The sequence below is a fragment of the Methanothrix thermoacetophila PT genome (assembly GCF_000014945.1).
Classification (GTDB): domain Archaea; phylum Halobacteriota; class Methanosarcinia; order Methanotrichales; family Methanotrichaceae; genus Methanothrix_B; species Methanothrix_B thermoacetophila.
This window is the reverse complement of the sequence record NC_008553.1, coordinates 448,155-474,641: the sequence shown is the minus strand read 5'-3', so window position 1 is coordinate 474,641 and position 26,487 is coordinate 448,155. Positions and strand designations below refer to the sequence as shown.

23 protein-coding genes are annotated in these 26,487 nt (G+C 53.5%); 11 read left to right on the top strand and 12 right to left on the bottom strand.

The window, feature by feature from the left end:
• Window positions 1-50: 50 nt before the first annotated feature.
• From gvpD to hxlA, 3 genes are all read right to left on the bottom strand, one after another.
• Window positions 51-1,415, bottom strand: coding sequence for a gas vesicle protein GvpD P-loop domain-containing protein (gene gvpD, locus MTHE_RS02320; protein ID WP_011695646.1), 1,365 nt, complete (start codon window positions 1,413-1,415; stop codon window positions 51-53).
• Between the two features lie 76 nt (window positions 1,416-1,491).
• Window positions 1,492-1,869 (bottom strand): winged helix-turn-helix transcriptional regulator, encoded by a 378-nt coding sequence (locus MTHE_RS02315; protein ID WP_011695645.1) that lies wholly within the window; start codon window positions 1,867-1,869, stop codon window positions 1,492-1,494.
• Window positions 1,870-2,315: 446 nt separating this feature from the next.
• The gene (gene hxlA / locus MTHE_RS02310; protein WP_011695644.1) at window positions 2,316-3,602 is read right to left on the bottom strand and encodes a 3-hexulose-6-phosphate synthase; all 1,287 of its coding nucleotides are present in this window, start codon (window positions 3,600-3,602) and stop codon (window positions 2,316-2,318) included.
• A gap of 58 nt (window positions 3,603-3,660) precedes the next feature.
• On the opposite strand from hxlA, the gene dapF reads away from it, so the two are divergent.
• Window positions 3,661-4,500, top strand: a complete 840-nt coding sequence (dapF, locus tag MTHE_RS02305; RefSeq protein WP_011695643.1) for a diaminopimelate epimerase — start codon at window positions 3,661-3,663, stop codon at window positions 4,498-4,500.
• A 30-nt stretch (window positions 4,501-4,530) separates the two neighbouring features.
• Here dapF and MTHE_RS02300 read toward each other — a convergent pair whose 3' ends face one another.
• From MTHE_RS02300 to MTHE_RS02280, 5 genes are all read right to left on the bottom strand, one after another.
• Entirely contained in the window at window positions 4,531-5,475 is a 945-nt protein-coding gene (locus tag MTHE_RS02300; protein ID WP_011695642.1) for a sulfurtransferase, read from the bottom strand.
• A gap of 219 nt (window positions 5,476-5,694) precedes the next feature.
• Entirely contained in the window at window positions 5,695-6,417 is a 723-nt protein-coding gene (locus MTHE_RS02295) for a fumarylacetoacetate hydrolase family protein (protein ID WP_011695641.1), read from the bottom strand.
• 10 nt (window positions 6,418-6,427) lie between these two features.
• Window positions 6,428-7,201, bottom strand: coding sequence for a dihydroorotate dehydrogenase electron transfer subunit (locus tag MTHE_RS02290; RefSeq protein ID WP_011695640.1), 774 nt, complete (start codon window positions 7,199-7,201; stop codon window positions 6,428-6,430).
• 20 nt (window positions 7,202-7,221) lie between these two features.
• Window positions 7,222-8,136, bottom strand: coding sequence for a dihydroorotate dehydrogenase (locus MTHE_RS02285; RefSeq protein WP_011695639.1), 915 nt, complete (start codon window positions 8,134-8,136; stop codon window positions 7,222-7,224).
• A 106-nt stretch (window positions 8,137-8,242) separates the two neighbouring features.
• Complete coding sequence (locus tag MTHE_RS02280) at window positions 8,243-10,252, bottom strand: putative cobaltochelatase (RefSeq protein ID WP_011695638.1); 2,010 nt, start codon at window positions 10,250-10,252, stop codon at window positions 8,243-8,245.
• A 316-nt stretch (window positions 10,253-10,568) separates the two neighbouring features.
• Here MTHE_RS02280 and MTHE_RS02275 point away from each other — a divergent pair, with 316 nt between their 5' ends.
• From MTHE_RS02275 to MTHE_RS02235, 9 genes are all read left to right on the top strand, one after another.
• Complete coding sequence (locus MTHE_RS02275; RefSeq protein ID WP_011695637.1) at window positions 10,569-11,606, top strand: ABC transporter substrate-binding protein; 1,038 nt, start codon at window positions 10,569-10,571, stop codon at window positions 11,604-11,606.
• Window positions 11,607-11,674: 68 nt separating this feature from the next.
• Window positions 11,675-12,625 carry a FecCD family ABC transporter permease gene (locus tag MTHE_RS02270; protein ID WP_232840910.1) on the top strand — a complete coding sequence of 317 codons (951 nt, stop codon included), beginning with the start codon at window positions 11,675-11,677 and terminating at the stop codon, window positions 12,623-12,625.
• Window positions 12,622-13,422 carry an ABC transporter ATP-binding protein gene (locus tag MTHE_RS02265; RefSeq protein ID WP_011695635.1) on the top strand — a complete coding sequence of 267 codons (801 nt, stop codon included), beginning with the start codon at window positions 12,622-12,624 and terminating at the stop codon, window positions 13,420-13,422. Before MTHE_RS02270 ends, MTHE_RS02265 begins: the two co-directional genes overlap by 4 nt.
• Window positions 13,423-14,074: 652 nt before the next feature.
• Entirely contained in the window at window positions 14,075-15,022 is a 948-nt protein-coding gene (locus tag MTHE_RS02260) for a hypothetical protein (protein WP_232840881.1), read from the top strand.
• A gap of 148 nt (window positions 15,023-15,170) precedes the next feature.
• Window positions 15,171-16,214: an ABC transporter substrate-binding protein gene (locus MTHE_RS02255; RefSeq protein WP_232840880.1), complete on the top strand. Its 1,044-nt coding sequence runs from the start codon at window positions 15,171-15,173 to the stop codon at window positions 16,212-16,214.
• Window positions 16,215-16,233: 19 nt separating this feature from the next.
• The gene (locus MTHE_RS02250) at window positions 16,234-17,301 is read left to right on the top strand and encodes a FecCD family ABC transporter permease (RefSeq protein ID WP_011695632.1); all 1,068 of its coding nucleotides are present in this window, start codon (window positions 16,234-16,236) and stop codon (window positions 17,299-17,301) included.
• Window positions 17,295-18,080, top strand: coding sequence for an ABC transporter ATP-binding protein (locus MTHE_RS02245; RefSeq protein ID WP_011695631.1), 786 nt, complete (start codon window positions 17,295-17,297; stop codon window positions 18,078-18,080). The genes MTHE_RS02250 and MTHE_RS02245 overlap by 7 nt, the downstream gene beginning before the upstream one ends.
• Window positions 18,071-21,649 carry a cobaltochelatase subunit CobN gene (locus MTHE_RS02240; RefSeq protein ID WP_011695630.1) on the top strand — a complete coding sequence of 1,193 codons (3,579 nt, stop codon included), beginning with the start codon at window positions 18,071-18,073 and terminating at the stop codon, window positions 21,647-21,649. Before MTHE_RS02245 ends, MTHE_RS02240 begins: the two co-directional genes overlap by 10 nt.
• Before the next feature lie 192 nt (window positions 21,650-21,841).
• Window positions 21,842-22,216 carry a hypothetical protein gene (locus MTHE_RS02235; protein WP_011695629.1) on the top strand — a complete coding sequence of 125 codons (375 nt, stop codon included), beginning with the start codon at window positions 21,842-21,844 and terminating at the stop codon, window positions 22,214-22,216.
• Window positions 22,217-22,325: 109 nt separating this feature from the next.
• Here the strand turns inward: MTHE_RS02235 and MTHE_RS02230 are convergent, their stop codons facing one another.
• Genes MTHE_RS02230 through MTHE_RS02215 form a run of 4 tightly spaced genes read right to left on the bottom strand, consistent with a single transcriptional unit; the run spans window position 22,326 to window position 24,261 of the window.
• Window positions 22,326-23,165: a 7-carboxy-7-deazaguanine synthase QueE gene (locus tag MTHE_RS02230; protein WP_175265703.1), complete on the bottom strand. Its 840-nt coding sequence runs from the start codon at window positions 23,163-23,165 to the stop codon at window positions 22,326-22,328.
• On the bottom strand, window positions 23,068-23,742 hold the full coding sequence (gene queC, locus MTHE_RS02225) for a 7-cyano-7-deazaguanine synthase QueC (protein WP_011695628.1): 675 nt from the start codon (window positions 23,740-23,742) through the stop codon (window positions 23,068-23,070). The genes MTHE_RS02230 and queC overlap by 98 nt, the downstream gene beginning before the upstream one ends.
• Window positions 23,735-24,097, bottom strand: coding sequence for a 6-carboxytetrahydropterin synthase QueD (queD, locus tag MTHE_RS02220; protein WP_011695627.1), 363 nt, complete (start codon window positions 24,095-24,097; stop codon window positions 23,735-23,737). The genes queC and queD overlap by 8 nt, the downstream gene beginning before the upstream one ends.
• Window positions 24,094-24,261 carry a ribbon-helix-helix domain-containing protein gene (locus tag MTHE_RS02215; protein ID WP_011695626.1) on the bottom strand — a complete coding sequence of 56 codons (168 nt, stop codon included), beginning with the start codon at window positions 24,259-24,261 and terminating at the stop codon, window positions 24,094-24,096. The genes queD and MTHE_RS02215 overlap by 4 nt, the downstream gene beginning before the upstream one ends.
• A gap of 1,090 nt (window positions 24,262-25,351) precedes the next feature.
• Here MTHE_RS02215 and MTHE_RS02210 point away from each other — a divergent pair.
• Window positions 25,352-26,440, top strand: coding sequence for an ABC transporter substrate-binding protein (locus tag MTHE_RS02210; protein WP_011695625.1), 1,089 nt, complete (start codon window positions 25,352-25,354; stop codon window positions 26,438-26,440).
• Window positions 26,441-26,487: the final 47 nt, after the last annotated feature.

The window sequence follows — 26,487 nt, the reverse complement described above, 5'->3', positions numbered from 1 at the left end:
AGAAGGTGTAATGCAGGTGCCGGCGATTCCGGCACGGGTCTGCCTGTGATCTAAACTATCGGCGTCAGGCAGATCCTGCTCCCACCCTCGAAGCTCATATTGTAGAGCTCGGTCCGCGGGATCACTCCATATATGCAGAGCCCTCCATTGAGTTCGTTGACGACGAAGTACGTGTCTGCGACGTGAATCGCCATGTTGATGCTCTCCTGACCGGTCTTGACGACCAGGAGATTGATATCGTTCGTCTCCTTCCATTGGTTGATCAGCCGGTTCGCTATGTTAAGGAGCTGTCTGTATCCGAAGGCGAACTCCATCGCGTCCATGCCGATTATGTTGAGGATGGGGCGGCCGCTGCGCTCTCGCAGTTCATCCCATATGCCAATGAGCTCTTTTCCCCATGATACAATGTCGTCCCCATAAGGCTGGACGACACGGACGTTCGTCGGCACGAAGATCTCCCTGGGGCTGAGCTGGTACCCTATCGATGGGATTATGCATACAGCTCTCCCGTTCTTCAGAGCGTTTGATGCAAGGGCTGTGAGTATGTGGTAGTAGCGCTTGCCAACGCCGTGGTTGATCTCAAGAACATTGCAGGAGCCGTACTTCAGACCGCCTGTAATCTCATCAAGCTGTGGAATTCCGGTAGATGCGCAATCCTCTTTTGGATCTGATATTCGTACATGATCTCCGCCGATTCTGGCATCGCCATCCTCGACACAGGGAGTGAAGCACTGGAATCTGCCACCGTGAAGCGTTGCTGTAAATGTGCGCTGGAGTATCTCAACGCCGCGGAGCTTCTCAAGCCTTATCTCACGGGCGTATCTGGTCCTCATGCCGCTGTCCCTGACAGCGGAAGACGGTGTTCCGGCGATCCTGTAGTGCTCCATGTAAACCACACCGTCGACTATGTAGTCGAGCGGCATCAGATCAGCAGACTCGCTTACAAATATTATGTGAATGCCCATATCCCTCGCGAACTCGCATATGTTCTGCTCGAAGCTCTGCTGCTCTTTAATTATCGGAGAGATGTAGTTCATCAGTGCGTCCCAGCTGTCGAATACTATGATCGGGCTCTCCATATCCTCCACGTCCTCGAAGAGAACGCGGAAGAAGTCCAGGACAGTATCGTATGTGGGGATCCCTCCGGCGATGTTTCTCAGAGTCTGAAGAAGCTTTGATTGCGTCGCGTTAACGACATTTCTCGGCGGCACGATCTCCTTTATCCAGGGAAACGTCCTGTAAAGCCTGTCAGGATCGACACGCGTGGAGATGTACATTCCATTTCTCTTCTCGCACATCACATTCAATATCTCAAACGCGAGCGTGGTCTTGCCGGTTCCGGGCAGGCCTTTTATCAGGAGGGTCTGACCCTCGCCGATTTCAAAAAACCTGTGTATCTCAGTAGGTATGCGCATGGGCTCCCCCCACCCACTCTTGTAGCAATTCTCATATATATGGTGTTACTATTTATACGGTTATTGCTGTCTTATCTCAACACTTGTCGTTTATCGACTGTATCTGCCTGAGAAGCGCAGACAGCTGATCTGCTCTTATCTTGAATGAGATGGAGACCATCCCGCTATCGTCCGGCGGCTTGACAGAGACAGATTCCACCTCACATGGTTCTATATCGCGCTTGCATATCTCTTTTTTGGGGGTAACAGCGCGCCAGAGTTTCGAGGGGCCGACCTCCACGTACTCACACTTTCCCTCAGATCTGAGAACGGAGAGGTATTTTATGACTGTCGTCTTGCTCACCCCAGCCTGCCTGGCCACCTCTACCGTTGTCAGACCATCCTTGGAGTCCTGAATCGCCCTGAGTATCTTCTCTTTATAGGACATCGCATCCACCATGATCGCGGCGAGCATCCAGTCATCTCGCTCCAGTCAAACTCATAAATTTTCCTGCATGTAGTACGTACAGTAGATTACATGGATGGACAACTAGATAAAATTATTTAGTGAATGACTGGCATGCCATGCAGTCAACTCAACTTGTACGCTCCTGGATTGTGAGCCTGGATCACCGGAGCACAGCAGCCATCTGGTCCACAGAGAGGCTTGTCCATTCAGATACAGAAAAGTATCTCCGTAGACCACATGCATGAGATCTCCCATCTCGATACACGTTTACGTCAAAGATCTCAAATAAAAAGTTGGGTGGCTCATCAGCTGATTCAGCGATGACGGCAGATGCTGGGGTATGGGTCATGCTGCTCACGAGAAACCGGTCTCGACGCGGACTCAGATGATTCGCGAACATGAGTCAGCTCGAGCTCTAGAGCCATCATGCAGAGAGGCCCTGCATGCCATTTTCAGAGCTTCTCCCATTTCTTCAGCTTTGCGACCTCGGACAGCGTCCTCCCTCTTCTTATCTCCTCGAAGAGTCTGCTCTCGTTCTTCTCGACCTCTTTAGCTCTTCTCGCGATCTCGTAGGCCCTCTCCTTCGGTATCACCACGACACCGCAGTCATCCCCCACGATGTAATCCCCCGGACGCACAACCTGCCCTCCGCAGACGATCTCCACATTTATCTCCCCCATTCCCTTCGGCTCTCCCGCAGTGGGGGCTATGGCGCTTGCGAACACAGGATAATTGAGCCTGCGGATCTCGTCCACATCTCTGACAGCTCCATCGATCACGACCCCCTCAACACCCTTCTGCATGCAGCTCAGCGTCGCCAACCCTCCCCACGGCGCGACATAGCGGCTGCCGTTGTAGATGACGATGACCTTCCCAGGCCCGGCCTCGTCTATCGCCTCCACGGTCTTCGCCCAATCTCCCTCGAATGTCTGGACCGTGATCGCGGTGCCGACGATCTTCGTCCCCGGAATTATCGGGAGTATGTCCCGCATCGCCCCCTTGCGGTGCATCGCGTCCGTTATGTTCGGGGTGGAGACCTCTCTGAATATGGAGATCATCTCCTCCTCCAGGCTTCTTCGGGAGGTGCCAGCGCCCTCTACATGATCTATCGCCTCTCTGATCCGCCTGGCTGAGCCAGTGACATCTGCAGATCTTGTTATGTTTCCTCCTACTATCACGATAGATGCCCCGTAGAAGATCGCATCCTTTCCAGAGGATGCGTCTATTCCTCCTGCTGCAGCCACCGGAATGCTGACGACCTGGACGACCTCCCTTAGGAGATCTATTGTGCTCTTCCCAACCATTTGCTGATCTATGCCAACGTGGACACAGATGTAGTCCACTCCGAGCTCCTCGAGCTCTCTCGCGCGCTTCACCGGATCAGGCGCTGAGAGCAGATCGACCATTATCTCCACTCCGTACTTCCTCGCAGCTCGAATCGCGTCCTGTATCGTTGAGTCATCTGATATCGCGAGCAGAGCCACGATATCTGCGCCGGCCTTCGCAGCCATCTCGACCTCCATGGCGCCTGTATCCACGGTCTTCATATCAGCGACAATCCTGACTCCTGGAAGGGTGCGCCGGAGCTCTCGAACCGCGTCCATACCCTCGCTCTTGATCAGGGGCGTGCCGGCCTCGATCCAGTCCGCACCGCCCGCTATCGCCTCCTTCGCTATCTCAACAGCCCGATCGATCTCCAGGAGATCCAGAGCAACCTGCAGAATCGGCCTGATATCCATCACCACCCTGATACCATTCTGGGAAGAGGGATATAAAGGGAGGTCCCATGGAGAAGACATGAATCAGCTGGAGTTCGTGAAGCTTCATGGGAATGGGAATGATTTCATACTCATAGATGAGCTGAACGGGGAGAGGATACCGGAAGATGAGAAAAGCGAGGCTTCCAGGATTCTGTGCCATCGCAACTTCGGCATCGGCGGCGACGGGGTTCTCTTTCTCGTACCCTCAGAAAGAGCGGATATCGGCATGCGCCTTTTCCAGCCGGACGGATCTGAGGCCGAGATGTGTGGGAATGGGATACGCTGCCTCGCAAAGCACGCGTGGGAGAGCGGCTATGTGGGGGAGAGATTCTCTGTTGAGACGCTGGCCGGCGTGATCCCCATCCAGGTCAGAAGGGATCGCAAGGGATTCTGGGCGAGGGTTGAGATGGGCATCCCGAGATTCGAGCGCTCTGAGATTCCCGCTGATGGCGAGGGGACGTTCCTGAAGGTACCACTCCACGGCTTCGAGGTATCAGCTGTGAACACCGGCGTCCCGCATGCTGTGATATTCGTCGAAAATCTGGATATCCCTGTAGAGCAGATCGCCCCCAAGATCAGGCACAGCTCCTGCTTCCCGGAGGGGGCGAACGTGAACTTTGTGAGGTTGGGGAATCATCTTGAGGTGAGAACCTTCGAGCGCGGGGTCGAGGCCGAGACGCTCTCGTGCGGCACAGGCTCTGTGGCAGCGGCTGCAGTCGCGCGAAGACTTGGCCTTGTGGGCGAGACGGTTGAGGTCATGACGAAGGGCGGACCCTTGCGCATCTCGTTTGCAGGAGAGAAGGCCTTCATGGAGGGGCCGGCTGTGACCGTCTGCAGGGGCGTTGTCTCCGATGAGATTCTGCAGACGCTGCAGTAGCATGCGGCCGACCGCCCAGAAAGAATGCATTCATCTGATGTTGCCCACGACCGCGCCGGATGCCCTCCAGTTGCCGTCCATAAGCGCGGCCCTGTAGCCCATCAGCCTCAGGCAGTAGTACATGATGCTCGCATCCGGCATATCCCCGTACACGATCTGCAATCTTCCTCCGTCAAGGCCGCGGCCTGAGAATATCGATTCCAGTGATGCCGCGTCCCTGACGCTATTGTCTGCGATCACCGTTGAGATCGGTATCTGTATAGCCCCCTGGATCCTGGATCTGCCGAAGTCTGCAAAGCTCTCCCGCGTGTCTATGATCTGAGCGGCACCGATCACATCCTCGAGATCCTCTGGCTTTATGAGGAGATCCTCACTGATATTCCCGCTGTAGTCGGATCGAGGCATCGATGGGGAGTTCCGCACCAGTGCTCTGCCTGTTTTCGCCCATGCATCAACTCCGCCATTCAGCAGGCTGACGTTTCTGTGCCCGATGTACTCCAGAGCCCAGAAGAGGTATGATGCATCGCCTTCCTCTCCGTAAACCACGATTCTGTCTGTGGTGTTCACGCCATTCTCCCTCAAGGCCTCGACGAGCGCGGATGCGTTTATGCTCTCTCCAGATCTCACAGATCTCCACCAGATGTTCCTGGCCCCGGGTATATGGCCCGCTGCATACTCCTCAGGCGAGCGGGAATCGACGGGCACAGCACCTGCAAGATCCCCGGCATCTGCTGCGATCTCCTCCACCTCGTATCTCTTCTCTGCGCTCTTGACCTGAAGCGTCTCGTTCTGCTGCGCAGTCCTGAGCGCGGGAGGAAGCTGCGATTGCGAGTACGCCTCCTTCTGCCTGTACCATCCATCAAGGTTTGTCCAGTCAGGGCATGTCGGGCAGAACGAGCCGTCCTCTGTGCCAGCCAGAGCGCCGAAGAGCGCTGGGAGGAGGAGCAGGATGAGAACCGATGTGATCAGACGCATTGACATCACTGTATTCATCGAATCATAAAAGATTTACCCAGGCAGCTTGGAGAATAACCGCAAAGGCACTGCTACGAGCATCGCTGGTTGAGCGGAGCCCCGTCATCACGCAGGGATCACCGAGGCTCAGGTCTATGTGAGACGTGTCGAACGTGTCGATCGCCGCGAGTGCATCCTGGATATAATCGAGACGCAGGGATTGTGAGGCTCAGGTCAATGTTAGACTGCCCGGTTCCTGAGCAGGCCTATCCCCTCTATCTCGACCTCAACGATGTCGCCGCTCTCGAGCCTTCCAACCCCTGGAGGTGTGCCTGTTGCTATGACATCTCCTGGCTCCAGCGTCATTATGGAGCTCACGAACTCCACCAGCTCTGCGACCCCGAATATAAGGTCAGAGGTGTTCGATCTCTGTCTTGTCTCCCCGTTGACCCTGGTGGATATGCTGAGGTCCTCCGCATCCTCAACGCTCATCTGAGCCACCCATGGCCCCACAGGAGCGAATGTATCGAAGCTCTTCGACCTGGTCCACTGTCCGTCCTTCTGCTGGAGATCGCGGGCTGTGACATCGTTGAAGCATGTGTATCCCAGAATGTAATCATCAGCTTCATCTGCGGAGATCCTCCTGCACCTCCTGGAAATGACAACAGCAAGCTCGCCCTCGTAGTCGACGCGTCTGCTCATCTCCGGCAGGATTATCTCATCGTCGTGGCCCACAACAGCGGATGGCGGCTTTAAAAATATGATCGGCTCATCTGGCAGATCCATCCTGAGCTCCCGCGCATGCTCCAGGTAGTTCAGACCCACGCAGACAACCTTTGTGGGGACTGATGGCGGGAGAAGCTTCACCTCCTCCAGCTCGTATGAAACGCCGTCTGATACAATGCGGTCACCATCAACATCTCCATCAAACACACGATCTCCGTATCTGAAACGTGCTATCATAGCAAAACCTCTAGTAGCAGCTCTCCCTCATCCCGGATGGGCCGCGCCTGTACCTCCCGAACTCGCTCTCGAGGAGCCTGTCCCCTGTGATCACAGGCCCCTCAACACACACCCTTATCCCATCAGGATCGAGGCAGCACGATCCACAGATCCCCACGGCGCACTTGAAGTACCGGTTGATGCTCGCCTGGATCCTCGAGGCGTGCTCTCTGCATCTCCTTATTATATCGATCATCATCATCTCAGGGCCGCAGAGGTATATCTGACTGTAATCCTCAGGATCGATCTCGCTCAGGCCTGCTGAGGCCCTCCCCTCGATTCCAGCACTTCCATCGTCTGTGGTGAGTATCACATCCCCAAGCCGCCTGAACCTGTCCAAAAATATGATGTCTTCCCTGCATCTGAACCCTATCAGGGAGGTCACATCGATTCCCCTTTTCTTCACATCCTCCCCGAGAAATGCGAGCGGCGCCACCCCGACACCTCCGCCGATGAGAAGTATCCTCTCTCCGACGAGCCTGAAGCCATTTCCGAACGGCCCTCTAATGCCCACGCTATCCCCGGGTCTAAGATCGCACAGAGCCCTCGTCGCCTCACCAACAGCGTGCACTGTGATCGAGTCCGGCGCGGAAAAGCTCATCGGTATTTCGTCCACACCCCTCACCCAGACCATGATGTACTGCCCAGGTATGGGATCCAGCGGTCTGTCAAAGCGTATCGTACTGACAGATGCCGTCTCACGCATCACATCTTTTATAACAAGATTTGCAGGCCTGAACCTCATAGAACCTCCTTGTGCGGAGATCAGGAAGAAGGAGTTGATCCACGCCTCCGTGCGATTCCCCGTATCTCCTCCAGGCTCCAGCCCTTTCTATCGAGAAACCTGATGATCCCACTCGTGATATCCCTTATGACCTCAAGCCCGCCCATGAGCGCTGTTCCGATCTGGACGCCAGCTGCTCCGGCCATGATCATCTCAACAGCATCCTGCCAGCAAGAGACGCCGCCGACTCCGATGACTGGTATCTCAAGAACGCCGGAGAGCTCGTACACGCATCTAAGGGCGACCGGCTTGATCGCCGGCCCCGAGAGACCGCCGATCACGTTGCCCAGTATCGGGTATCCGGATTCGACATCTATCGCCATCGCCTTCAGGGTGTTTATGGCGACGACTGCGTTCGCACCACCGCGCTGTGCCGCGATCCCGAGGACCCTTATGTCCGTCACATTGGGGGTGAGCTTGACCCATACAGGAACGTTAACAGCTCTCCTCACAGCTCTCGTGATCTCCTCGACGTTCGCGGGATCGCAGCCGATCTCCATGCCGTAGCCACCTGCATGCGGGCATGAGAGATTCAGCTCGAACCCGTCTACATCCAGAGCAGAGGCGATCTCTGCGAACTCCTCAGGGCATGAGCCGAAGATGCTCGCCACCACAGGCACCCCGCCCTCCCTTGCAATATCGATCTCATCCTGAAATGCCCTGTACGACGGATTGGGAAGACCCATGGCGTTTATGAGGCCGACGCCCAGCCTGACCACGGTCGGCCCCGGATGACCATTCCTTGGCTCAAGGCCGACGGATTTCGTGACCACTGCGCCGGCGCCTGCAAGAGCGACCCTGCGCATAGACGCTCCTGTTGTTCCAAGAATGCCTGCTGCCAGTATCAGGGGATTCTCGAGCCTCAGACCGCCAACATCTCCCGAGAGGGATGACATGTGGGGGGAATCCCCCTGCACAGATAAAAGGTTTCTCAGCTTCCGTGGAAGGAAACGACTCGGCAGATCTCCAGATAAGGGAGATGCTGCACAGATAAAAGGTCTCTCAGCTTCCGTGGAAGAGGCCCATGTGCTCCTGCTCCACGATCCTGCTCAGGGACTCGGGAGTGATATCGGATATAGGGTAGTACCTGCCGCCGGCTGCCTCCGCGATGTCTCTGCAGTATCCGAGCCTCATCTCCATGAATGAAGATCCCACGACCTCTGTGTCTATGACCACAGTGTGAACACCGAGCCTCCTCGCCTCCTCAGCGATCTGAACGATCTCCTTCTTCGGATCTGAGGAGATCGAGACATTCGCTCTTCCATCTGAGACCAGAACGATCATGGGTCTGGTCTCCTTGTTCTTGATAAGCTCACCCTGTATGACCCTGAGAGCCTTTGAGAGACCTGCGGATAGCGGCGTCCTTCCGCCAGTGGGAAGCTCTGCAAGTCTCTTCATTGCGAGATCGACACTGGAGCACGGCGGGAGGAGGAGATCTGCATCATTCCCCCTGAATGCCACCATCCCTATCCTGTCCCTCTTCTGGTACGAGTCCATGAGGAGCGAGAGGACAGCGCCCTTTGCGCTCTCCATCCGGCGCATCGCACCCATGGAGCCGCTAGCATCGACCACGAAAAGCACCGTGGCCGAGGTCTTTCTGACCCGCTCCTTCTCCCTGATATCCTGGGGAAGGATGGTCACCGCGAACCTTCTCTCGCGCATGTGCTGGTGCGGCGCGGCCGCCCTGATCGTGGCATCGAATGCGATATCTCTCCCGTCCACCGGCAGCTTCGATCGCAGGTATCTGCCGGACCTGCGCATGCTCAGGCTGCTCACCCTTCTTCCTCTGGGCATCCTCCTCAGCACTCTGTCGCGCCTCAGTGTATCTCTGAGCTGTTTCACGTCAATCGGAGAGCCTATCCCGAATACACTCTCCTCAGGCGTGGATTCGCTCTGCTCGCTGGGGGCATCAGAGCTTTCCTCCTGCGGACGTCTCTCTTCATGATGCTCATGCTGGTGTTTGTGCTGATGCTTCTGCTCCTGGTGTTTTGCCATCGCCTGCTCGAGCTTCTCCTGAGCCATCGATGGCGGCTCGAAGGGCTTGCTCCTCATCCTGTGGGGCAGCGCCAGGATCATCGCCCTCCTCACATCCTCCTCCGTGACATCGTTCCTGCCCTCGAATGCAGCTATTGTCCTGGCAGTTCTGGCAGTGACTATCTCAGCCCTGTGAGTTCTGACCCCCATCTCGATGCATGTCCGGGCTATGAGCCTCAGGAGAGAATCGTCCATCACGACCCCTGGAAGCATCTGCTTAGCCCTGCGGATCCTCTCGCGCAGGAGGTTCTGCTCATCGCTCCACTCCGAGATGAACGCCTCAGGATCGGATTCAAAACGTTCGGCCCTCTTTGCGATCTCAACTCTGAGATCGACATCTGAGATAACCTCGACGTTGACCTGGAGGCCGAAGCGGTCGAGAAGCTGCGGACGGATCTCACCCTCCTCAGGGTTCATGGTGCCGACGAGCATGAACCTCGATGGATGCGCAACCGACACCCCCTCCCTCTCGACGATGTTCACCCCCATTGCAGCTGCATCTAGAAGAACATCAGCGACATGGTCGTCGAGAAGGTTCACCTCATCTATGTATAAAATGCCCCTGTTTGCTGCAGCCAGTATCCCAGGCTCCAGCGCCTTTATCCCCTCCTTTATCGCGCGCTCCACATCCAGAGAGCCTACAACCCTGTCCTCTGTGGCTCCGAGCGGCAGGTCCACCACAGGCATTCTCCTCATCAGAACCTGCAGATCGCCATTCTGGCTCTTCTGATAGCAGATATCGCACATCTCATCCTCGCTGAATGGGTTGCAGTTGAACGGGCAGCCATCGACGACCGGTATCTCATCGAGAAGATCTGCGAGGGCCCGAACTGCAGTCGATTTGGCGGTGCCCTTGTCTCCACGTATGAGAACACCGCCTATCCTCGGGTTGATGGCATTGAGCACAAGGGCCAGCTTCATCAGGTCCTGGCCAACGATTGATGTGAACGGAATCGTGCGCCTCTTGAGATGATGCATCGTTATACCTCTCTGAAGTTCGATCATATCATGTCATATAAGTAGATTTTTGGTATTAAGATATGAGATCATTTTGAACCTGCAGATCAATGAATCTGACTAGATACATCTATCATAAGGATAACGATTCATGCAGTCCTGTCTGCTCTTCCAGATCAACTCAATGAAGGTAGACTGTCAGCGGCTCACGGCGGTTCATGAATTGCATAAAATGTGAAATTCGTATACTTTAATTGCTAATTTAGTTAACTTTAAATAACACTTAATATTATGAAGTTAGCAAATAACCCATTTAAGTTGGATCTAGGTGATAAAAATGCATAAAATATCAGTGGTTGCAGCCTTTGTGTGTTTTGTGCTGGCTGTATCTGCTGGATGCTGCGGAGAGGTCACGATCAAGGATGATCTCGGACGTGATGTGACAATAAACTCCCCCAGCGAGCGTGTGGTCTTCATGATGGAGAACGCGCTAAAGACCTACTATGCTGTGGGGGATCCCGAGAATATCGTGGCTCTGAAGGATGACAGATGGATGCGGAAGCTGCTTGATGATATCTTTCCAGTGATTGATCCTGACTTCGAGAAGAAGCTCACGGTCAGCGTATCGGGCGATCGTGTCGATCTCGAATCCCTGGCCAGGGCAAACCCGGACCTTGTGGTCCTCTGGGCCACCACCCCTGATGATGCCAATCTGAAAGCGATCGAGGAGACGCTTGGTGTGCCGGTCTTTGCGATATTTGTCAGATCCGTGGATGATGTGCTCCACCAGGTCGATACAATGGGGACGATATCCGACAGAATGGAGCGGGCTGCGGAGGTTAAGGAGATAATGCACGATTATATGAACACAACAACTAATGTGACCAGCAACATCCCGGAGAGCGAGAGACCTAAGGTCTATTGGATGTGGACAGATGTTCTGGGGACAGCAGGCGTTAATAGCGGGATAAACGATCTCATAGAGCTTGCTGGCGGTGTCAATGTGATGAAGTTCGCTGAGAACGAGACCGCCATGACGATGGAACATCCGGTAGTAAACCTGGAGACTCTGATAAAGCTCAATCCTGATGTGATATACATGTGGTACAACGAGAATCTCGATCCAGAGGATATACTGACTGGCGATGATTTCAATGGCTGGAAGGATATAAACGCTGTTAAGAACGGGCGAGTCTATGAGATCAGAAATCCATATCTATTCGATGCGTTCTCCCCACGCATGCCTCTGGCGCTGCTGCATGTGGCAGTGGATCTCCATCCAGATAGATTCAAGGATGTAGATATGGACAAGATCATAGATGACTTCCACGTGGACATGTGGGGAGTGCATTACCCGAGCATGGAAAAGGCATGACGGTCGGTAGTCTGATGCCTTATAAAAAATATCTTTATATTTTTCTTATACTCTCTCCGCTGATCGTGATGGTTCTCTCGCTTTTCATAGGCAAATTTACGATCTCACCAGACGACATCATTCAGCTGGTGATCTTCAACCTCATGGGTGCTGAGACACCACATCCAAGTGTGTATAAGACAGTGGTATTCGAGGTCCGCCTCCCGCGCATTCTTCTTGGAATGCTTGTTGGAGCGTCGCTCTCCGTAGCGGGCGCAGCGTTTCAGGGCATATTTAGGAACCCGCTCGTCAGCCCCTACATACTTGGGCTCTCATCTGGTGCAGCATTTGGAGCTGCTCTCTCGCTCGCTGTCGCACCTCAGTTCCCAGTACAACTCTCCGCACTCTTCTTTAGTCTCCTGGCGGTTGGGTTTGCATACTACATAGCCACATCCCGCGGGAGCACCCCTGTGATCTCCCTTCTGCTCTCAGGTGTGATCGTCTCAGCGGTCTTCGACTCTCTACTTTCAATCATCCAGATGGCTGTGAACGAACGGGCTCTCCAGAGCATAGTCTACTGGCTCATGGGAAGCCTTGCAACCGCGAGCTGGTCGAAGATCCACAGCACACTCCCCTTGGCTCTGGCCGGATGTGCTGTGATATTTCTGCTCAGGTGGAGGCTCAACGTTCTGGCTATGGGGGATGAGGAAGCGAGATCTGTGGGCATGAACCCTGAGCTCTACAAGGCCGTATTTGTCGTGGCAGCATCTCTCGCCGCGTCGTCTGTTGTCTCGGTTGTCGGGATAATAGGCTTTGTTGGGCTTGTGATACCTCACATGATGCGTATGATATTCGGTCCAGACCATACACATCTTATACCGCTCTGCATAACATTCGGAGCTGCATTCATGGTTCTTGTAGATGATATTGCGCGCGCTGGAATGGGCTTTGAGGTTCCTGTGGGCGTGATCACCACTCTGATTGGAGCGCCGTTCTTTGCGTATCTTCTCAGAAGCACGCGCAGCGGAGGATGGGAATGATCTCCGGTAAGGGAATCCTGATCGATGGTGTATCGCTGAGCTACAACGGCAGAGCTGTGCTCAACAACATATGCATGGAGATTGAAAGGGGAAGGGTGATAACCCTTCTGGGGCCAAATGGATGCGGCAAGACGACCTTGCTGAAGATAATCAACGGACTGCTGCCGCCAACAAGCGGACGGGTTTATGTGGATTGCAGGGACACCAGATCCATGAAGCCCGGAGAGATGGCAAGGCGTATGGGGCATGTGCCGCAGGCCCAAAGGTCCACCTTTCCGTTTACAGTCCTCGATGTTGTGCTGACCGGCAGGTTTTCGTATATTTCTCCTTTATCAAAGCCAGGCGAGCGCGATGTTGAGAAGGCATACAGGGCTCTGGAGATGGTTGGCGCGCTTCACATTGCAGATCGACCGTACAACCATGTCAGCGGCGGCGAGCGCCAGCTTGCCATGATCGCAAGGGCGCTGGCGCAGGAGCCATCGTTTTTGCTGCTGGATGAGCCGACATCTTACCTGGATTTCAGGAACCAGATCAGGATTCTGAAGACCGTGAGGGGGTTTGCTGAAAGCGGGCTGATGACTGTGGTGATGTCGCTTCACGATCCGAACCATGCGCTAATGTTCTCTGACAGAGTTGTGCTTCTGCAAAAGATAGATTGTGAATCCTCAGATATGAACAACATAGTGGCCATGGGCGAGCCAGTGAGCGTGATGACTCCGGAGAACATCAGAAAAGCATACGGGATAGATGTAGAGATGCTCGAGATAAAGGGGAGACGGCTGCTCTTCCCGCTATGAGGATCTCGCTCTTTTCTTTTTATAATTCTGGAACATGCAGGCAGACTATGGAAGCTGTCCGGATAAGAGCAGAGGCCAGAAATCTGGACCACATTCTGCAGGTTGGAAACGAATTTGTCTCGAAACTATTTAAGCACGATGCAGATCTGCATCGATCCTGCGCGGAAAATACAATCTACATAAATCAATATGCCTGGGAATTTTGAGACAACCTCAACACCTGATCCACATTTGGACACGTCCTCTTTCCGGGTTGAGTGTTCGTATCACTGAATTGCTCGTATCATTGGGATAGGATGTGTCCGAATAAGAGCTGAATTCATGAATCTGTGGCTTGATGCTTTTGGATGGAGAAGATATTCAATCCTTATTCGGACACGTCCGCTCCATGCATCAAAAATTTTAAGTAAAATCAAATTAGTTTAATCAAATAACTATGCTAGAGGTAAACTTAATTTGTCTAAGTTTGAAGAGAGCACCAATCAACAGCTGTTGATTTGTTATTATATGTTACATTATGTTTTAAAATCTTTTTAAATGACATCTAGTAATGTTTAAATAACACTTAATCAAATGATACAGTAAATATGTATTAAAAAGAGGGAGGACGAAAATGAGAAGTCTGAAAAAAAATGTTCTCATGGCTTCTTTGGTGGTCATCCTTGTGGTGGGAAGCTCATATGCAGGCCCCTGGGATCTCAACCCCGGAAAGGAGGCGCTGAAGCACACGCATCACTCGGAGGGGGATGTGACAGGAGAGGGCTTTGTGATGGTGTATCAGAACATCAACACCAACAACCTCTCAGCGGTCGAGTACATGCACGGCAGCGGATCATTCGATGTGGCGGATATAATAGATTCAGCGCAGAAGACGACACATGGATCTTACTATTATTATCAGAGCCTTTCAACCGGAAAGATTGTGCCAGAGTGGAAGCAGCAGTGGACCGGCGCCAACAGCGAGATCAAGCTCACCAGGCAGAGCGACATGACACAGTCGCCCATGACCTTCGCATACGGCACGGGATGGTATGCATCTCATCCGATAACATACAACTCCCTTCTTAAGGACAGAACCGTCGCGAAGAGCTACCAGGAGGGGAGCATGATGCTCCACCAGCTCGAGTACGCACGTGGATTCGTGGGCGATGTGGCTGTCGAGCTGAACTGCACCGGACCCACGGAGACTAAGAATGGATACGGCCTCGCGAGCATGAACCTCGAGGACAAGGTCATCCAGGGCACTGTGCATGTAGCAGAGCTGCTTACAAATCCACAGACATACAAATCAGATGGCAAGAAGCTGAGCAAATCCAGCAAGGTTCTGGGCGTGAAGGGCGCTCTCATCGAGATCGATGAGAACTACATCGGAAACTTCGATATACAGAGGAACATGAAGCTGGAGGTCACGAAATCCAAGGCGGTGACGATGGATGACTGGCTCCCGTGCTGCATGGGCGGGTTCTTCGATGTGCCGGATTACAGCAAGGCGAACAAGGGGCAGATAGGTATCTTCGACTGCACATGCAGAGAAACATCCCTGAGTACATTCAAACCAGCATGGAATGGCACAACTGCGCAGTTCACGACAGGCAAGTAGCAGGAGTCCCGTAAAGGGATCACAATTTATTTTTAATTGACACAAAATACAAAATACTTATTAACTTAAACAGCTCAAAGCGTGATGGGTGATAATAATATCGAATAAAGGGGAAATTGTTATGATCAAATGGCTCACTTATTCAGTATTGCTTTTACTAATTGCTACCTCATGCTGTGCAGCAGCCGAGTACCCGATGACGATCACAGACTCCGCAGGGCGCGAGGTCACCATACAGATGCCTGTGGAGAGGATCATAGTGCTGAACTCCGACGCGGCAGAGGCTGTGACCATTCTGGGGGCAGCGGATAAGATCGTGGGGATATCGGACAGCGTGAAGAACAAGGCGTACTACTTCCCCGCCCTGAAGAACAGGCAGAGCGTGGGAAAGTGGAACGAGCCTGACTATGAGATGATCGGAGAGATAGCAAGGAGCGGTGATGAGATTGTTCCCAACATAATCGTGATAAGCTATACGTATCCCGATAAGCCCTACGGCATAGTGGAGGTGGCAAAGAGGCTGGAGCCTTTCACGGGCATCACTGCAATCGGCCTGGACTTCTACAAGCCGGAGAACATGACCCGGGAGATAGAGCTTCTCGGCAGGATCCTCGGGAAGGAGGCGGAAGCACAGCGCTTCATAGAGTGGTATGAGGAGAAGCAGGCGGATGTTGAGAACGCTGTGGCGAACAGGAACGTTCCAAAGGTCTACGTGGAGTGGACATCGAAGGGTGGAGAGCTCACAACGATGGGCACAGGCTCAGGCGCAGCGCAGCTTGTCTCAATGGCGAGGGGCTACAGCGTAGCGAATGATCTGAAAGATGCGTATCCAAAGATCGGGTGGGAGTGGGTCATCTCGAAGAATCCAGATGTCATAATAAAGAGATCGACATCCACGCAGCTTGGCTGGGAAAAACCGCCATCTCTGGATTCCACTAATCTGGAGAACACGCTCAACGAAGTCCTCAGCAGAAGCGGTGCAGCAGCTGTGAATGCTGTGAAGAACGACAGAGTCTACATTGTCAACTGGGAGATCATGGCCGGATTGGATGATGTTGTGGGCCTGACATATCTTGCGAAGATCCTGCATCCTGATGTGAATCTGGATCCGGAGAGCGTTTACAGGGAGTACCTCCAGTTCCTGGGCGTGGACTATCCTGAGGACAGGATATTCGTGTACCCTGAAGTGTAATGGGAGACGCTGAGCGCAGATGGACTGCATGGAATCAAGGATCGCCCTGAAGGAGGAGTACACCAGATTCGTGGGGAGGAAGCTGCTGTTCATGGCAGCCCTCTCCCTGAGTATAGTGATAATAGCAGGGATATCCGCGACACTGGGTTCTGCGAACCTCTCTGTTTTCGAGGTCTACAGCGCGATACTCGCCAGGGCGTTCCCAGGATATTTCGAGACGACCTGGTTTGCGGATACGATTGTGTGGGGATTGAGGCTCCACAGGATTCTGATGGGCGTGGTGGCAGGCGCCGGGCTCGGTGTCGCGGGTGCTGCGATGCAGGGCATACTGAAGAATCCGCTGGCGAGTCCGTTCACGCTCGGGATATCATCAGCAGCATCGTTTGGTGCAGCGCTCGCCATAATTCTTGGAGCCGGGTTTGCGGGCGGCGAGTACCTGATAATAGGAAACGCGTTCGTCTTCACGCTACTTGCAACCTTTGCGGTTTACGGTCTGGCCAAGTACAAGGGTATAACGCCCGAGACGATGATCCTCGCGGGCATCGCGATCATGTACTTCTTCTCAGCGATGACATCCTTTCTCCAGTATGTTGGGAGAGCGGAGCAGGTCCAGGAGGTTGTGTTCTGGATGATGGGCTCGCTCGGAAGATCATCATGGGATAAGGTCTATGCATCAGCGCTTATGATTATCATCTGTCTTCCGTATCTGATCCTGAAGTCGTGGGACATAAACGCGATAGGGGCGGGCGATGAGACCGCGAAGAGTCTGGGGGTGAATGTTGAGCGGATACGTGTTCTCTCCATGATCTTTGCATCTCTCATTACAGCAAGCGTGATATGCTTCACGGGCACCATCGGCTTCATAGGTCTCGTGGCGCCGCACATGACCAGGATGGTCATAGGCGGAGATCACAGGTTTCTTATCCCTGGATCCGCGCTCATGGGCTCTGTTATACTCCTCGCAGCCGATACGCTCGCGAGGACTGTTCTCGCACCGGTCATACTGCCCGTTGGAATAATGACATCATTCCTGGGAGTGCCGTTCTTCGTCTATCTCTTCATGAAAAGGAGGAAGGAGTTTTGGTGAAGATCACCATCCAGAACGTATCATTCAGCTACGGCTCAAATCTGATTCTGAACGATCTGAACCTGGTCGTCGGGGACTCAGAGATCCTCGGGCTCGTAGGCCCTAACGGCTCCGGAAAGACCACCCTGATAAAATGCATCGACAGGATACTGAAGCCAAGGGGGAGCATACTCCTCGACGGAAGAGACCTCTCCTCGATGGAGGGGAGTGAGATCGCCAGGGAGATCGGGTACGTCCCCCAGTCGGGTAGCAGCGCGATGGGCACCACCGTTTTCGAGACGATACTCATGGGGAGGAGGCCGCACATCAGCTGGCGGGTATCTGATAGAGACCTTGAGATCGTAACAGAGGTCATAGAGCTCCTCCATCTCGAGGATCTCGCGATGCGGGATTTCGGCCAGCTCAGCGGCGGCCAGAAACAGAAGGTTCTCATAGCACGCGCACTGGCCCAGGAGCCGTCCGTCCTTCTTTTAGATGAGCCAACATCAAACCTGGACATGAAGCACCAGCTCGAGGTCATGGAGATCATCAGGGAGATGGTGCAGAGAAAGAGCATATCCGCGGTGATGGCTGTACACGATTTGAATCTCGCTGCGCGATTCGTCGACAAGCTCGCAGTGCTCAAAAACGGCAGGATATGGGCTGCCGGCGACGCATCGTCACTCCTCACGCCCGATATCATAAGAGAGGTATACAGCGTGGAGGCGGTGGTCATGCAGCTCGAGCGGCCCTTTGTCATCCCCATAAGATCCCTCAACGGAGGGATGGCATGCGAGTGAGAGCGCTTACATGGGCAAGTGACAAGGCATTGCTGGTACAGGCAGGCGCTGAGCTCGGGATAGATCTCAGGGTCTGGTCGGTCCAGGAACTCTTCGATTCAGAAACGCTTGAGGAATGCAGACGATCCCTGAATGAAGCGGACGTAATTCTCGTACATCCCACGCACGATGGCAGGTTTGATGAGCTGCTGGAGACAGATAAGCCAGTCATAGCATTCGGCTTCGATCCCGCACTCTGGTCTTTCTCCCGGAATGTGTCCCAGAAGGTCGTGGCCGCAGTCAATGCGTACGTGGTCTACGGCGGCCTGGAGAACATCAAGAACATGCTTCTCTACATAGGAAGAGAGGTCCTCGGTCTCGATCTCCCCTGCAGAGAACCTCAGGAGACGCTCTGGCAGGGGATATACCATCCTGATTCCAGGAAGGCGTTCAGCACGATCGAGGAGTACCTGGAGTGGAGACCGTTCAGGCATGAGCACACCGTGGGAATTCTCTTCTTCAGAACATACTGGGCGAACGGGGATCTGGAGATCGTGGATCGTCTCATAAGATCCCTTGAGCGGGAGTTCAATGTGATCGCTGCATTCGGTCTCGGCAGCGTAGGATCAAAACAGACGGACGCAAAGCCCATAGATCAGGTGGTCAGGGATTTCCTCTCAGGTCGTGTGGATCTGATCATAAATCTCCAGTCGGTATTCCACGCTGGAAGCGTTGAGGTCTCCTTGAGATCCCTGGAGGAGATCGATGTACCTGTCCTGCATCCTCTAACACTCTATCACAAGACAGAGGAGGAGTGGAGGGAGGACATAAAGGGCATGGATCCGGGCGAGATCGGCTGGTCTGTAGCACTGCCTGAGTTCGAGGGGCTGATAGAGAACATACCGATAGGCGTAGCTTACAGAAAGGAGATGTGGGGGGATGAGGTAGAGGTCCACCATCCCATAGAGGAGCGCATTGAGAAACTGGTCAGAAGAATCCGAGCGTGGATACGACTCAGATCGAAGCCCAGGTCTGAGAGAAGGATTGCTTTCATACTCCACAACAGCCCGTGCGCATCCGTCGAGGCAACTGTGGGAGCTGCGGCGCATCTCGATTCTTTGGAGAGCGTGGCGCGGATAATGTCCAGACTCGCAGAGCTCGGATACACGCTGGATTCCTTCCCAGGGAACGGGAAGGAGCTGATAGAGGACATACTGAATCACAAGGCGATCTCCGAGTTCAGGTGGACGACGGTCCAGGAGATAGTGAGCAGGGGCGGAGCGCTGGCGCTTGTGGATCAGGAAAAGTACAGCGAATGGTTCAACGAGCTCACTGAGGAGAGCAGGTCGAAGATCTGCAGCGCATGGGGGATGCCGCCGGGCGAGCCCAGGGAGGGGGCACCTGCGCCTATGGTCTACCAGGGAAAGATCGTCGTCACCGGCAGGAGGTACGGGAATGTCGTGGTCTGCGTCCAGCCGAAGAGAGGGTGTGCAGGGGCGAGATGCGATGGCCAGGCGTGCAGGATACTCCACGATCCTGAGATCCCGCCTCCGCACCAGTATCTGGCGACATACAGGTATCTCCAGAAAGATTTCGGCGCGGATATCATAATCCACGTGGGAACACACGGGAACCTCGAGTTCCTCCCCGGAAAGTCTGTTGCTCTGTCGCAGAACTGCCTCCCCGATATCGCGATAGGCGACACGCCGCATCTCTACATCTACAACTCCGATAATCCTCCGGAGGGGACCGTTGCGAAACGCAGGAGCTGCGCTGTGATCGTCGATCACATGCAGACCGTGATGACCACCGCAGGCCTCTACGGCGAGCTCAAGGAGCTGGACGACAGGATAGCGGAGTACAGAAAGGCTGAGGATCACGGGAGAAAACATGCTCTGAAGCACATAATCCTGGAGCTCCTGGAGAGATCAAATCTAGCAGGGGAGCTTGGAGCGGGTCACGATCATGATAACTTCGAGGAGATCCTCGAAAGAGCACATGCAAAGCTCTCAGAGATATACAGCTCATACATTCCAGATGGCATGCACATCTTCGGCGAGGTCCCGGAGGGCGAAAAGAGGGTGGAGATGATAAGCGCCATCGCAAAGCCACTGGTCAATAGCTCCGCAGATCTCAAAGATGCTGTCAGAGCGGTTCTGAGCGGAGGGGATGCGGATCCAGAGATTGGGGAGCTCGTCCTGGACATATCCAGACGGATGGACGAATCTGATGAGATGGGGAGTTTGATGCATGCGATCGATGGTGGGTTCGTCAGGCCAGGGCCCTCAGGGCTGATCACAAGAGGAAAGCCTGAGGTCCTCCCGACCGGCAGGAACATGTATTCCCTGGACCCGGGGAACGTCCCGACGCAGGCAGCGGCCCTGATAGGAAAGCAGCTTGCTGAAAAGCTCCTCGAGAGATACAGGAGCGAGCACAAGAGATGGCCCGAGAACGTGGCGATGTACTGGATGGCCAGCGACATAATGTGGTCTGACGGGGAGCAGCTGGCACAGATGTTTTATCTTCTGGGCGTGGAGCCGGTGTGGAGGGGCGGAAGGGTAAGCGGGTACAGGATAATGCCTCTGGAGGATCTCAAACGACCCCGCATAGATCTCACTGTCCGCGTATCCGGCATCACGAGGGACTGTTTCATGGGATGCATAGAGCTTCTCGATTCTGCGATACAGGATGTGGCATCTCTGGATGAACCGCCTGAGATGAATTATGTGAGAAAGCACATGATCGAGAGCGGGGATGGAAGGGCTCTGAGGATCTTTGCAAGCCCCCCTGGGACCTACGGGAGCGGCGTGAATCTGGCGGTGTATGCCTCGGCATGGAAGGACGAGAAGGATCTCACGGATGTGTTCATGCAGTGGAACAGCTATGCCTATGGGAAGGACATCTTCGGAGATCCAGCGCCAGGAGCGCTGAAGAAGATGCTGAGCTCGGTGGATGTGGCGTTCAACAAGACCGTCACCGATGAGTACGATCTCCTCGGTTGCTGCTGCTACTTCGGCACATATGGGGGGTTGACGAACGCTGCTGAGAGCCTCTCAGGGCACAAAATCTCCACGTACTACGGGGATACCAGGGACAGTGAGAGGATCGAGATAAGGACGCTTGCCGATGAGATAAGAAGGGTCGTGAGAACAAAGCTTCTGAACCCAAAATGGATTGAGGGGATAAAGCGTCACGGCTACAAGGGCGCTGGAGATATTTCGAAGAGGGTTGGCAGGGTCTACGGCTGGGAGGCCACGACGAGGGAGGTCGATGACTGGATCTTCGATGATATAGCGAGGACCTTCGTGCTCGATGAGGATATGCGCAGGTTCTTTGAGGATAGCAATCCGTGGGCGCTCGAGGAGATCGGGAGGAGGTTGCTGGAGGCCCATCAGAGGGGACTGTGGGATGCGGACCCTGAGGTTCTGGACTCGCTCAGATCCGCGTACCTCGAGATCGAGGGGTGGATCGAGGAAAAGGTCGGAGACGGCGGGTTCCAGGGCGGCTCGATAGATGTGATGACGATGAAGGACATCGCAGAGTGGCGCGAGAAGGCCTCCAAGATACTGCGGGAGGCGGGGATAGAGTGAGGACCAACAGCTGTGTATCCGCCTGTAGATGTCAGTTCATACTACCCCATTCAGTAATTTTGATCTCACTGCAGCTCATGTCTCCTCTCTGAAAGTGGATGTGCTGGCCGGGCATCACGCTAGGGCGAGACCCGCCAGGCATCTCGACAATCTTAAATCTCTCGATTCTTAACTTGATCTGAGGTCTTTGCGATGGAGAGCGGTAAGAAGGACCTGGAGGGGCTTTACGATCTTGCCATACCTCCGGGCATACCGGTGAGCGTCATAAGGGAGCTCGTGGAGAAGTTCGAGGTCGATCTTGTGAAGAGGCGCGCCAGGGTCGATGTGATCGGGGAGGTCGACGAGCGGGAGATACTCGTGCTGCGTGGAGATCTCGATACGATCAAGCAGGCCGAGAAGTACATGTTCGAGGCGCTGGACAGAAAGCTAGAGGAGTGGAAGAGGGACGAGAGGGGCGAGAAGTACAGGAAGATGTACAAGCCACTCAGCAAGGAGGAGCGCGAGAAGAAGGCTGCAGAGGATGTTGGCGGGAGCGCTCTGGACTCCAGCACAGGCATGATGCGCTGAAAGCGAGCCGTACAGAACTGCAGGGGCTCTGGGCTATCTATCACCATCTGCAGATCCAGAACCCCGGATGCCCGGCTTTTTCCCTGGCAGCATGAAGTTCTGACATCTTTCACATCATGCCCAGAGCTTTATGCATCTGCGGGATCACCATTGCATTCTCAGGACCGAGATACCTTGCTGCGATGCTGTGGAGTGCCATAAGCTTGGACTCGCTCATCCTCTGACCGGAGACCGGCTGTATCACGATAGCATCAACAGATGGCATCTCACGGCAGACGCGCTCCAGCTCGTGTTCTGCGGTATCGGGCAGAACAACCAACTTTGCTATCGTGTATACGCCCATCTCAGATGATCTTCTTAAACATGCGAGCTCATTTTCTATCAGACTGTCACACTGAACTCTGCTGCATCCAACTGTGCCTGGCAGCTTTACATCGATCGCTGCGATATCTATGTGCTCCGCGATGTTCGAGAAGTACTCGAATGAGCAGCCGTTCGTCTCTAGGTAGACCCTCATACCCAGGCTCTTCAGATCTTCTGCAAGTGTTTCCGTGAACTTCGGCTGCTCCAGGGGCTCCCCTCCGGTTATCGATACGCTGTGAATCCCTGGAGCCGCATGGAGCTTCACGCACTCGATAGTCTTATCCACGGTGATGGGGTTTCTGATTTCAACAAAAACGCGCGAGCCAGGAGAAGCCTCAATCCTGCACATCTCTGTGCGCTTCAGATACTTTCTGGTATCACAGTAGCTGCATCTCAGAGAGCATCCGGAGAGCCTCACGAAGATCTGTCTTCGCCCGAGAAGAGGTCCTTCTCCCTGAAGGCTGGTGAAGATCTCGCCGATATAGCCTTCAGTGCTGATACTCTGTCGGATCAGGGATCCCAGCCTCCACGAACCCTCGCCTGCGGTGCTGGCATGACTCGCACGTACCGCAGTGGATCTCTCCATTCAGATAACAGGACCAGGTGAGCTCCAGAGGGGCTTTTATATCAGCGCCGAGACGCACGATATCCTTCTTTCTCATGTCCACAAGCGGCGCCACAACCTTCGGAGGCCGGCTGAACGATGCGACCGCCTTCTCGAGAAGCGCATTGAACTGCTCGACGAACTCGGGCCTGTTATCCGGATATGACATGGCCTCCTCAGCATTGAAGCCGACGTAGATGCTATGTGCTCCGAGGTACTCGGCGTATGCGGCAGCCATCGAGAGCAGCACGGTGTTGCGGCAGTAAACCCACGTCGGCGGTGTGGATTCTGAATCGAGCGAGACCTCCTCGCCCCGCGGTATCCTGGCGCCCTGGGTGGTCAGTGCCGAGATATTCCTGAACAAATCGATACGTGAGCACATCAGATCCGATGCTCCGATCGCATCTGCGATCCTCTCGATCGCCTCGATCTCTCTCCGCTCCGCCTGCTGCCCATAGCTGACATGTATGAGATAGACATCCATGCCGGATCTGCGCGCGATCGTCGCGGCGACGGTCGAGTCTAGGCCGCCGGAGCAGAGACACACAGCTCTACCCATCTACCATCACCCACTTGTCGCGACCCTCCCAGAGCCTGACCGAGAGAAGTGTGGCTTTATCAGATAAACCGGTCATCTTCAGTTCCTCGTGCAGTCTTCTGTGGATGTGAGATGCGATCATCTCAGCGGTTGGGTTCTGGAGAACTGTGTTGAGATTGTTATGGTCTAGTTCTTGGATCACCCTGCCCACGATCTTTTTCAGCATGTAAAAATCTATGATCATACCATCATCTCCTGGATCTCCCTGGAGAACAACCTCTACCCTGTATGTATGCCCATGAATCCGGGAGCATTTGCCATCATGCATGGGAAGGTGGTGGGCCGCGTCGAACTCCATCGATAAGCCCATTCTCATTCTAGGCGTCCCCGCATCCTGTCGATCTCATCGAGCTGGTCGAGCATCTTCCTGAGAGCGGTGCGCACGGCATCTGAGAAGCTCACGAACTTCTTTCCATTCCCTACGTGCCTGTTCACATCATCTATGATGTGTTGTGGTATCTCAACCGTGACCTTCGGCATGGTGTTCCTCTGATATTCTTCTGGTATTCCAGGAAGAATAACTAGGATATGAAGTTATCCCCATCGGTGTGGCTGAAGATAATCATAAAAAAACACCCATGACCCAAGGTCGTAGATATGGATGAAAATGGACCTTTGCGAGAACCATTTTTATACCAACAGGGTACCAGTGTTATTTTGTCTGTGCCGGGAACCCCTGACATTAACACAATCGGCGATTCCACTCTGAAGAGCAGAGATGGTGTACCTGAAGGCCTCACCCTTCCGTGATCCAGATGAACATGCCAGAATAATGTGAAGACCTCTCCGCTAAACAAAAACTGTAACGCTCACCACACATTTCTGAGCTCGCTCTTCTTCTGACATTATGAGAAATTGGTATCTGTCTGAATAAGGAATTCAGAAGTGTGTGGCTTACTGCTTTTGGGTGGAGGAGATACTCAATCCTTAATCGGACACGTCTAGAAATTGAGATATGTCCGAATAAGAGCTGAGGCCAGAAATCCGAACCTTACCGCCTTCCGCAGGTCGGAAACACCTATTCCTCATTCGGACAGGTCCAGGAATTGATTAGGAAAATTTATTAACAATCAGCGAATAACAATAATAAACGTGAGGTTTATGGCAGAGAGGTTTATTCATGCGGTCATCACGAGGCTTGGAGTTCTTGATAACAGAGAGACGATGATGCATCACATCATCATATTAATAGTTTGGCTGCTGCTTCTGCTGCTATCCATCATGTGTGCGCCGAAATTTCATAATTAGGTTTTATTTAAATGTCTTCAAGGGGACTGTATCTTCCCTGATCACCAAGTAGCTCAACGAACCTCTAGCAGATTGACCATTCGCGAACCTGTTGAGCAGAAGCTGTGGATTTTCGGTGGTTGTGCGGAACCTGTCCGGACAAGAGATGAATTCGGAGATCTGTGGCTTACTCCTTGTGGATGGAGAAGACACTTAATCCTTATTCGGACAGGTCCGACGATCCCACCAAAACTTTTATTAAGATGAATTTGTTTTACTTAAGATAATGTTTAGTTAAAGTACATCTTATTTAAATAAACTTTATTTGATCTGGAGGTTTGAGATGAAACTAAAATCTGTTCTGCAGGTCGCTCTTTTAGCATGCATTCTTGTCTCGACTGCTCATGCAGACGAGGGTTATCCCAGGACGATAATAGACTCTGCCGGGCGTGAAGTTGAGATCAAGATGCCGGTGGAGCGGATAATCGTACAGAATGGCGGTGCTGCCAGAGCTCTTATGGCGCTGGATGCTGCTGATAAGGTGGTTGGGGTCGCGGATTTCATACCCAAAAATCCAGAGCTGTATCCATTGCTTACGGACAAGCAGGTGGTCGGAACATGGAAGTCGTTCGATTACGAGCTGGTTGGTGAGATAGCGAAGAGAGGAGATACCATAACTCCTGATATCATAGTACTATGCTACTATTATAAGGGAATGTCCTTCTCGATCGACTCCTTTGAGAAGGGGTTTGCTCCGTTCGAGAACATAACGCTGATTGCACTGGACTTCACAAACCCAGAGAACCTCACAGACTCATTGTACAAGCTGGGAGTTATTCTGGGTAAAGAGGAGAAGGCAAGAGAGATCAACGAATGGAGACAGAAGCAGATAGAGCTGGTGAAATCTGCTGTGGAAGGCCAGCCAATGCCTCGGGTGTATATTGAATCTGGAGCCTCTAAAGGACTGGGCGAGCTTACAGCGTTTGGACCAGAATCAGGAATGGGCACACTTGTCAAAATAGCTGGCGGGGATAACATCGCGGGATCGCTGGGAGAGGTCTTCCCCAAGGTATCATGGGAATGGGTTGTATCACAGAATCCCGATGTGATTCTGGTATGGTACTCAGCAGATTCTGTCGGCTGGGAGCCGTCGCCAAGTGAAGATACTGTAGAACTGGAACGGAAACTTAATGAAGTTCTTGACCGGCCGGGTGGTGCCAGCATCAGTGCGGTGAACGCAGAAAGGGTATTTCTCTGTCATTCTATGATGCTTTCCGGGCTGGAGAATGTGGTTGGTCTGGCATATATAGCCAAACTGCTGCATCCGGATGCAGATCTGGACCCCCATGAGATTTGGGAGGAATATCAGAGGATAACAGGTCTGGACTATCCAGATGACAGGATATTTGTCTATCCTGAAGTACCAAAATAGTATGAATTTTTAGATATTTATTCTGGACGAATTAAATCATATCCAAC

Bases quoted from the DNA above. Each gene is read 5' to 3' on its own strand.
- MTHE_RS02230 (WP_175265703.1), bottom strand. From the start codon at position 23,165: ATGGAGAGATCCACTGCGGTACGTGCGAGTCATGCCAGCACCGCAGGC.
- MTHE_RS02210 (WP_011695625.1), top strand. From the start codon at position 25,352: ATGAAACTAAAATCTGTTCTGCAGGTCGCTCTTTTAGCATGCATTCTT.
- MTHE_RS02250 (WP_011695632.1), top strand. From the start codon at position 16,234: ATGGACTGCATGGAATCAAGGATCGCCCTGAAGGAGGAGTACACCAGA.
- MTHE_RS02295 (WP_011695641.1), bottom strand. From the start codon at position 6,417: ATGATAGCACGTTTCAGATACGGAGATCGTGTGTTTGATGGAGATGTT.
- MTHE_RS02285 (WP_011695639.1), bottom strand. From the start codon at position 8,136: ATGTCATCCCTCTCGGGAGATGTTGGCGGTCTGAGGCTCGAGAATCCC.
- hxlA (WP_011695644.1), bottom strand. From the start codon at position 3,602: ATGGATATCAGGCCGATTCTGCAGGTTGCTCTGGATCTCCTGGAGATC.
- MTHE_RS02270 (WP_232840910.1), top strand. From the start codon at position 11,675: ATGGTTCTCTCGCTTTTCATAGGCAAATTTACGATCTCACCAGACGAC.
- MTHE_RS02280 (WP_011695638.1), bottom strand. From the start codon at position 10,252: ATGCATCATCTCAAGAGGCGCACGATTCCGTTCACATCAATCGTTGGC.
- MTHE_RS02265 (WP_011695635.1), top strand. From the start codon at position 12,622: ATGATCTCCGGTAAGGGAATCCTGATCGATGGTGTATCGCTGAGCTAC.
- queC (WP_011695628.1), bottom strand. From the start codon at position 23,742: ATGGGTAGAGCTGTGTGTCTCTGCTCCGGCGGCCTAGACTCGACCGTC.
- MTHE_RS02240 (WP_011695630.1), top strand. From the start codon at position 18,071: ATGCGAGTGAGAGCGCTTACATGGGCAAGTGACAAGGCATTGCTGGTA.
- MTHE_RS02290 (WP_011695640.1), bottom strand. From the start codon at position 7,201: ATGAGGTTCAGGCCTGCAAATCTTGTTATAAAAGATGTGATGCGTGAG.
- queD (WP_011695627.1), bottom strand. From the start codon at position 24,097: ATGAGAATGGGCTTATCGATGGAGTTCGACGCGGCCCACCACCTTCCC.
- MTHE_RS02215 (WP_011695626.1), bottom strand. From the start codon at position 24,261: ATGCCGAAGGTCACGGTTGAGATACCACAACACATCATAGATGATGTG.
- gvpD (WP_011695646.1), bottom strand. From the start codon at position 1,415: ATGCGCATACCTACTGAGATACACAGGTTTTTTGAAATCGGCGAGGGT.
- MTHE_RS02300 (WP_011695642.1), bottom strand. From the start codon at position 5,475: ATGCGTCTGATCACATCGGTTCTCATCCTGCTCCTCCTCCCAGCGCTC.
- MTHE_RS02315 (WP_011695645.1), bottom strand. From the start codon at position 1,869: ATGCTCGCCGCGATCATGGTGGATGCGATGTCCTATAAAGAGAAGATA.
- MTHE_RS02275 (WP_011695637.1), top strand. From the start codon at position 10,569: ATGCATAAAATATCAGTGGTTGCAGCCTTTGTGTGTTTTGTGCTGGCT.
- MTHE_RS02235 (WP_011695629.1), top strand. From the start codon at position 21,842: ATGGAGAGCGGTAAGAAGGACCTGGAGGGGCTTTACGATCTTGCCATA.
- dapF (WP_011695643.1), top strand. From the start codon at position 3,661: ATGAATCAGCTGGAGTTCGTGAAGCTTCATGGGAATGGGAATGATTTC.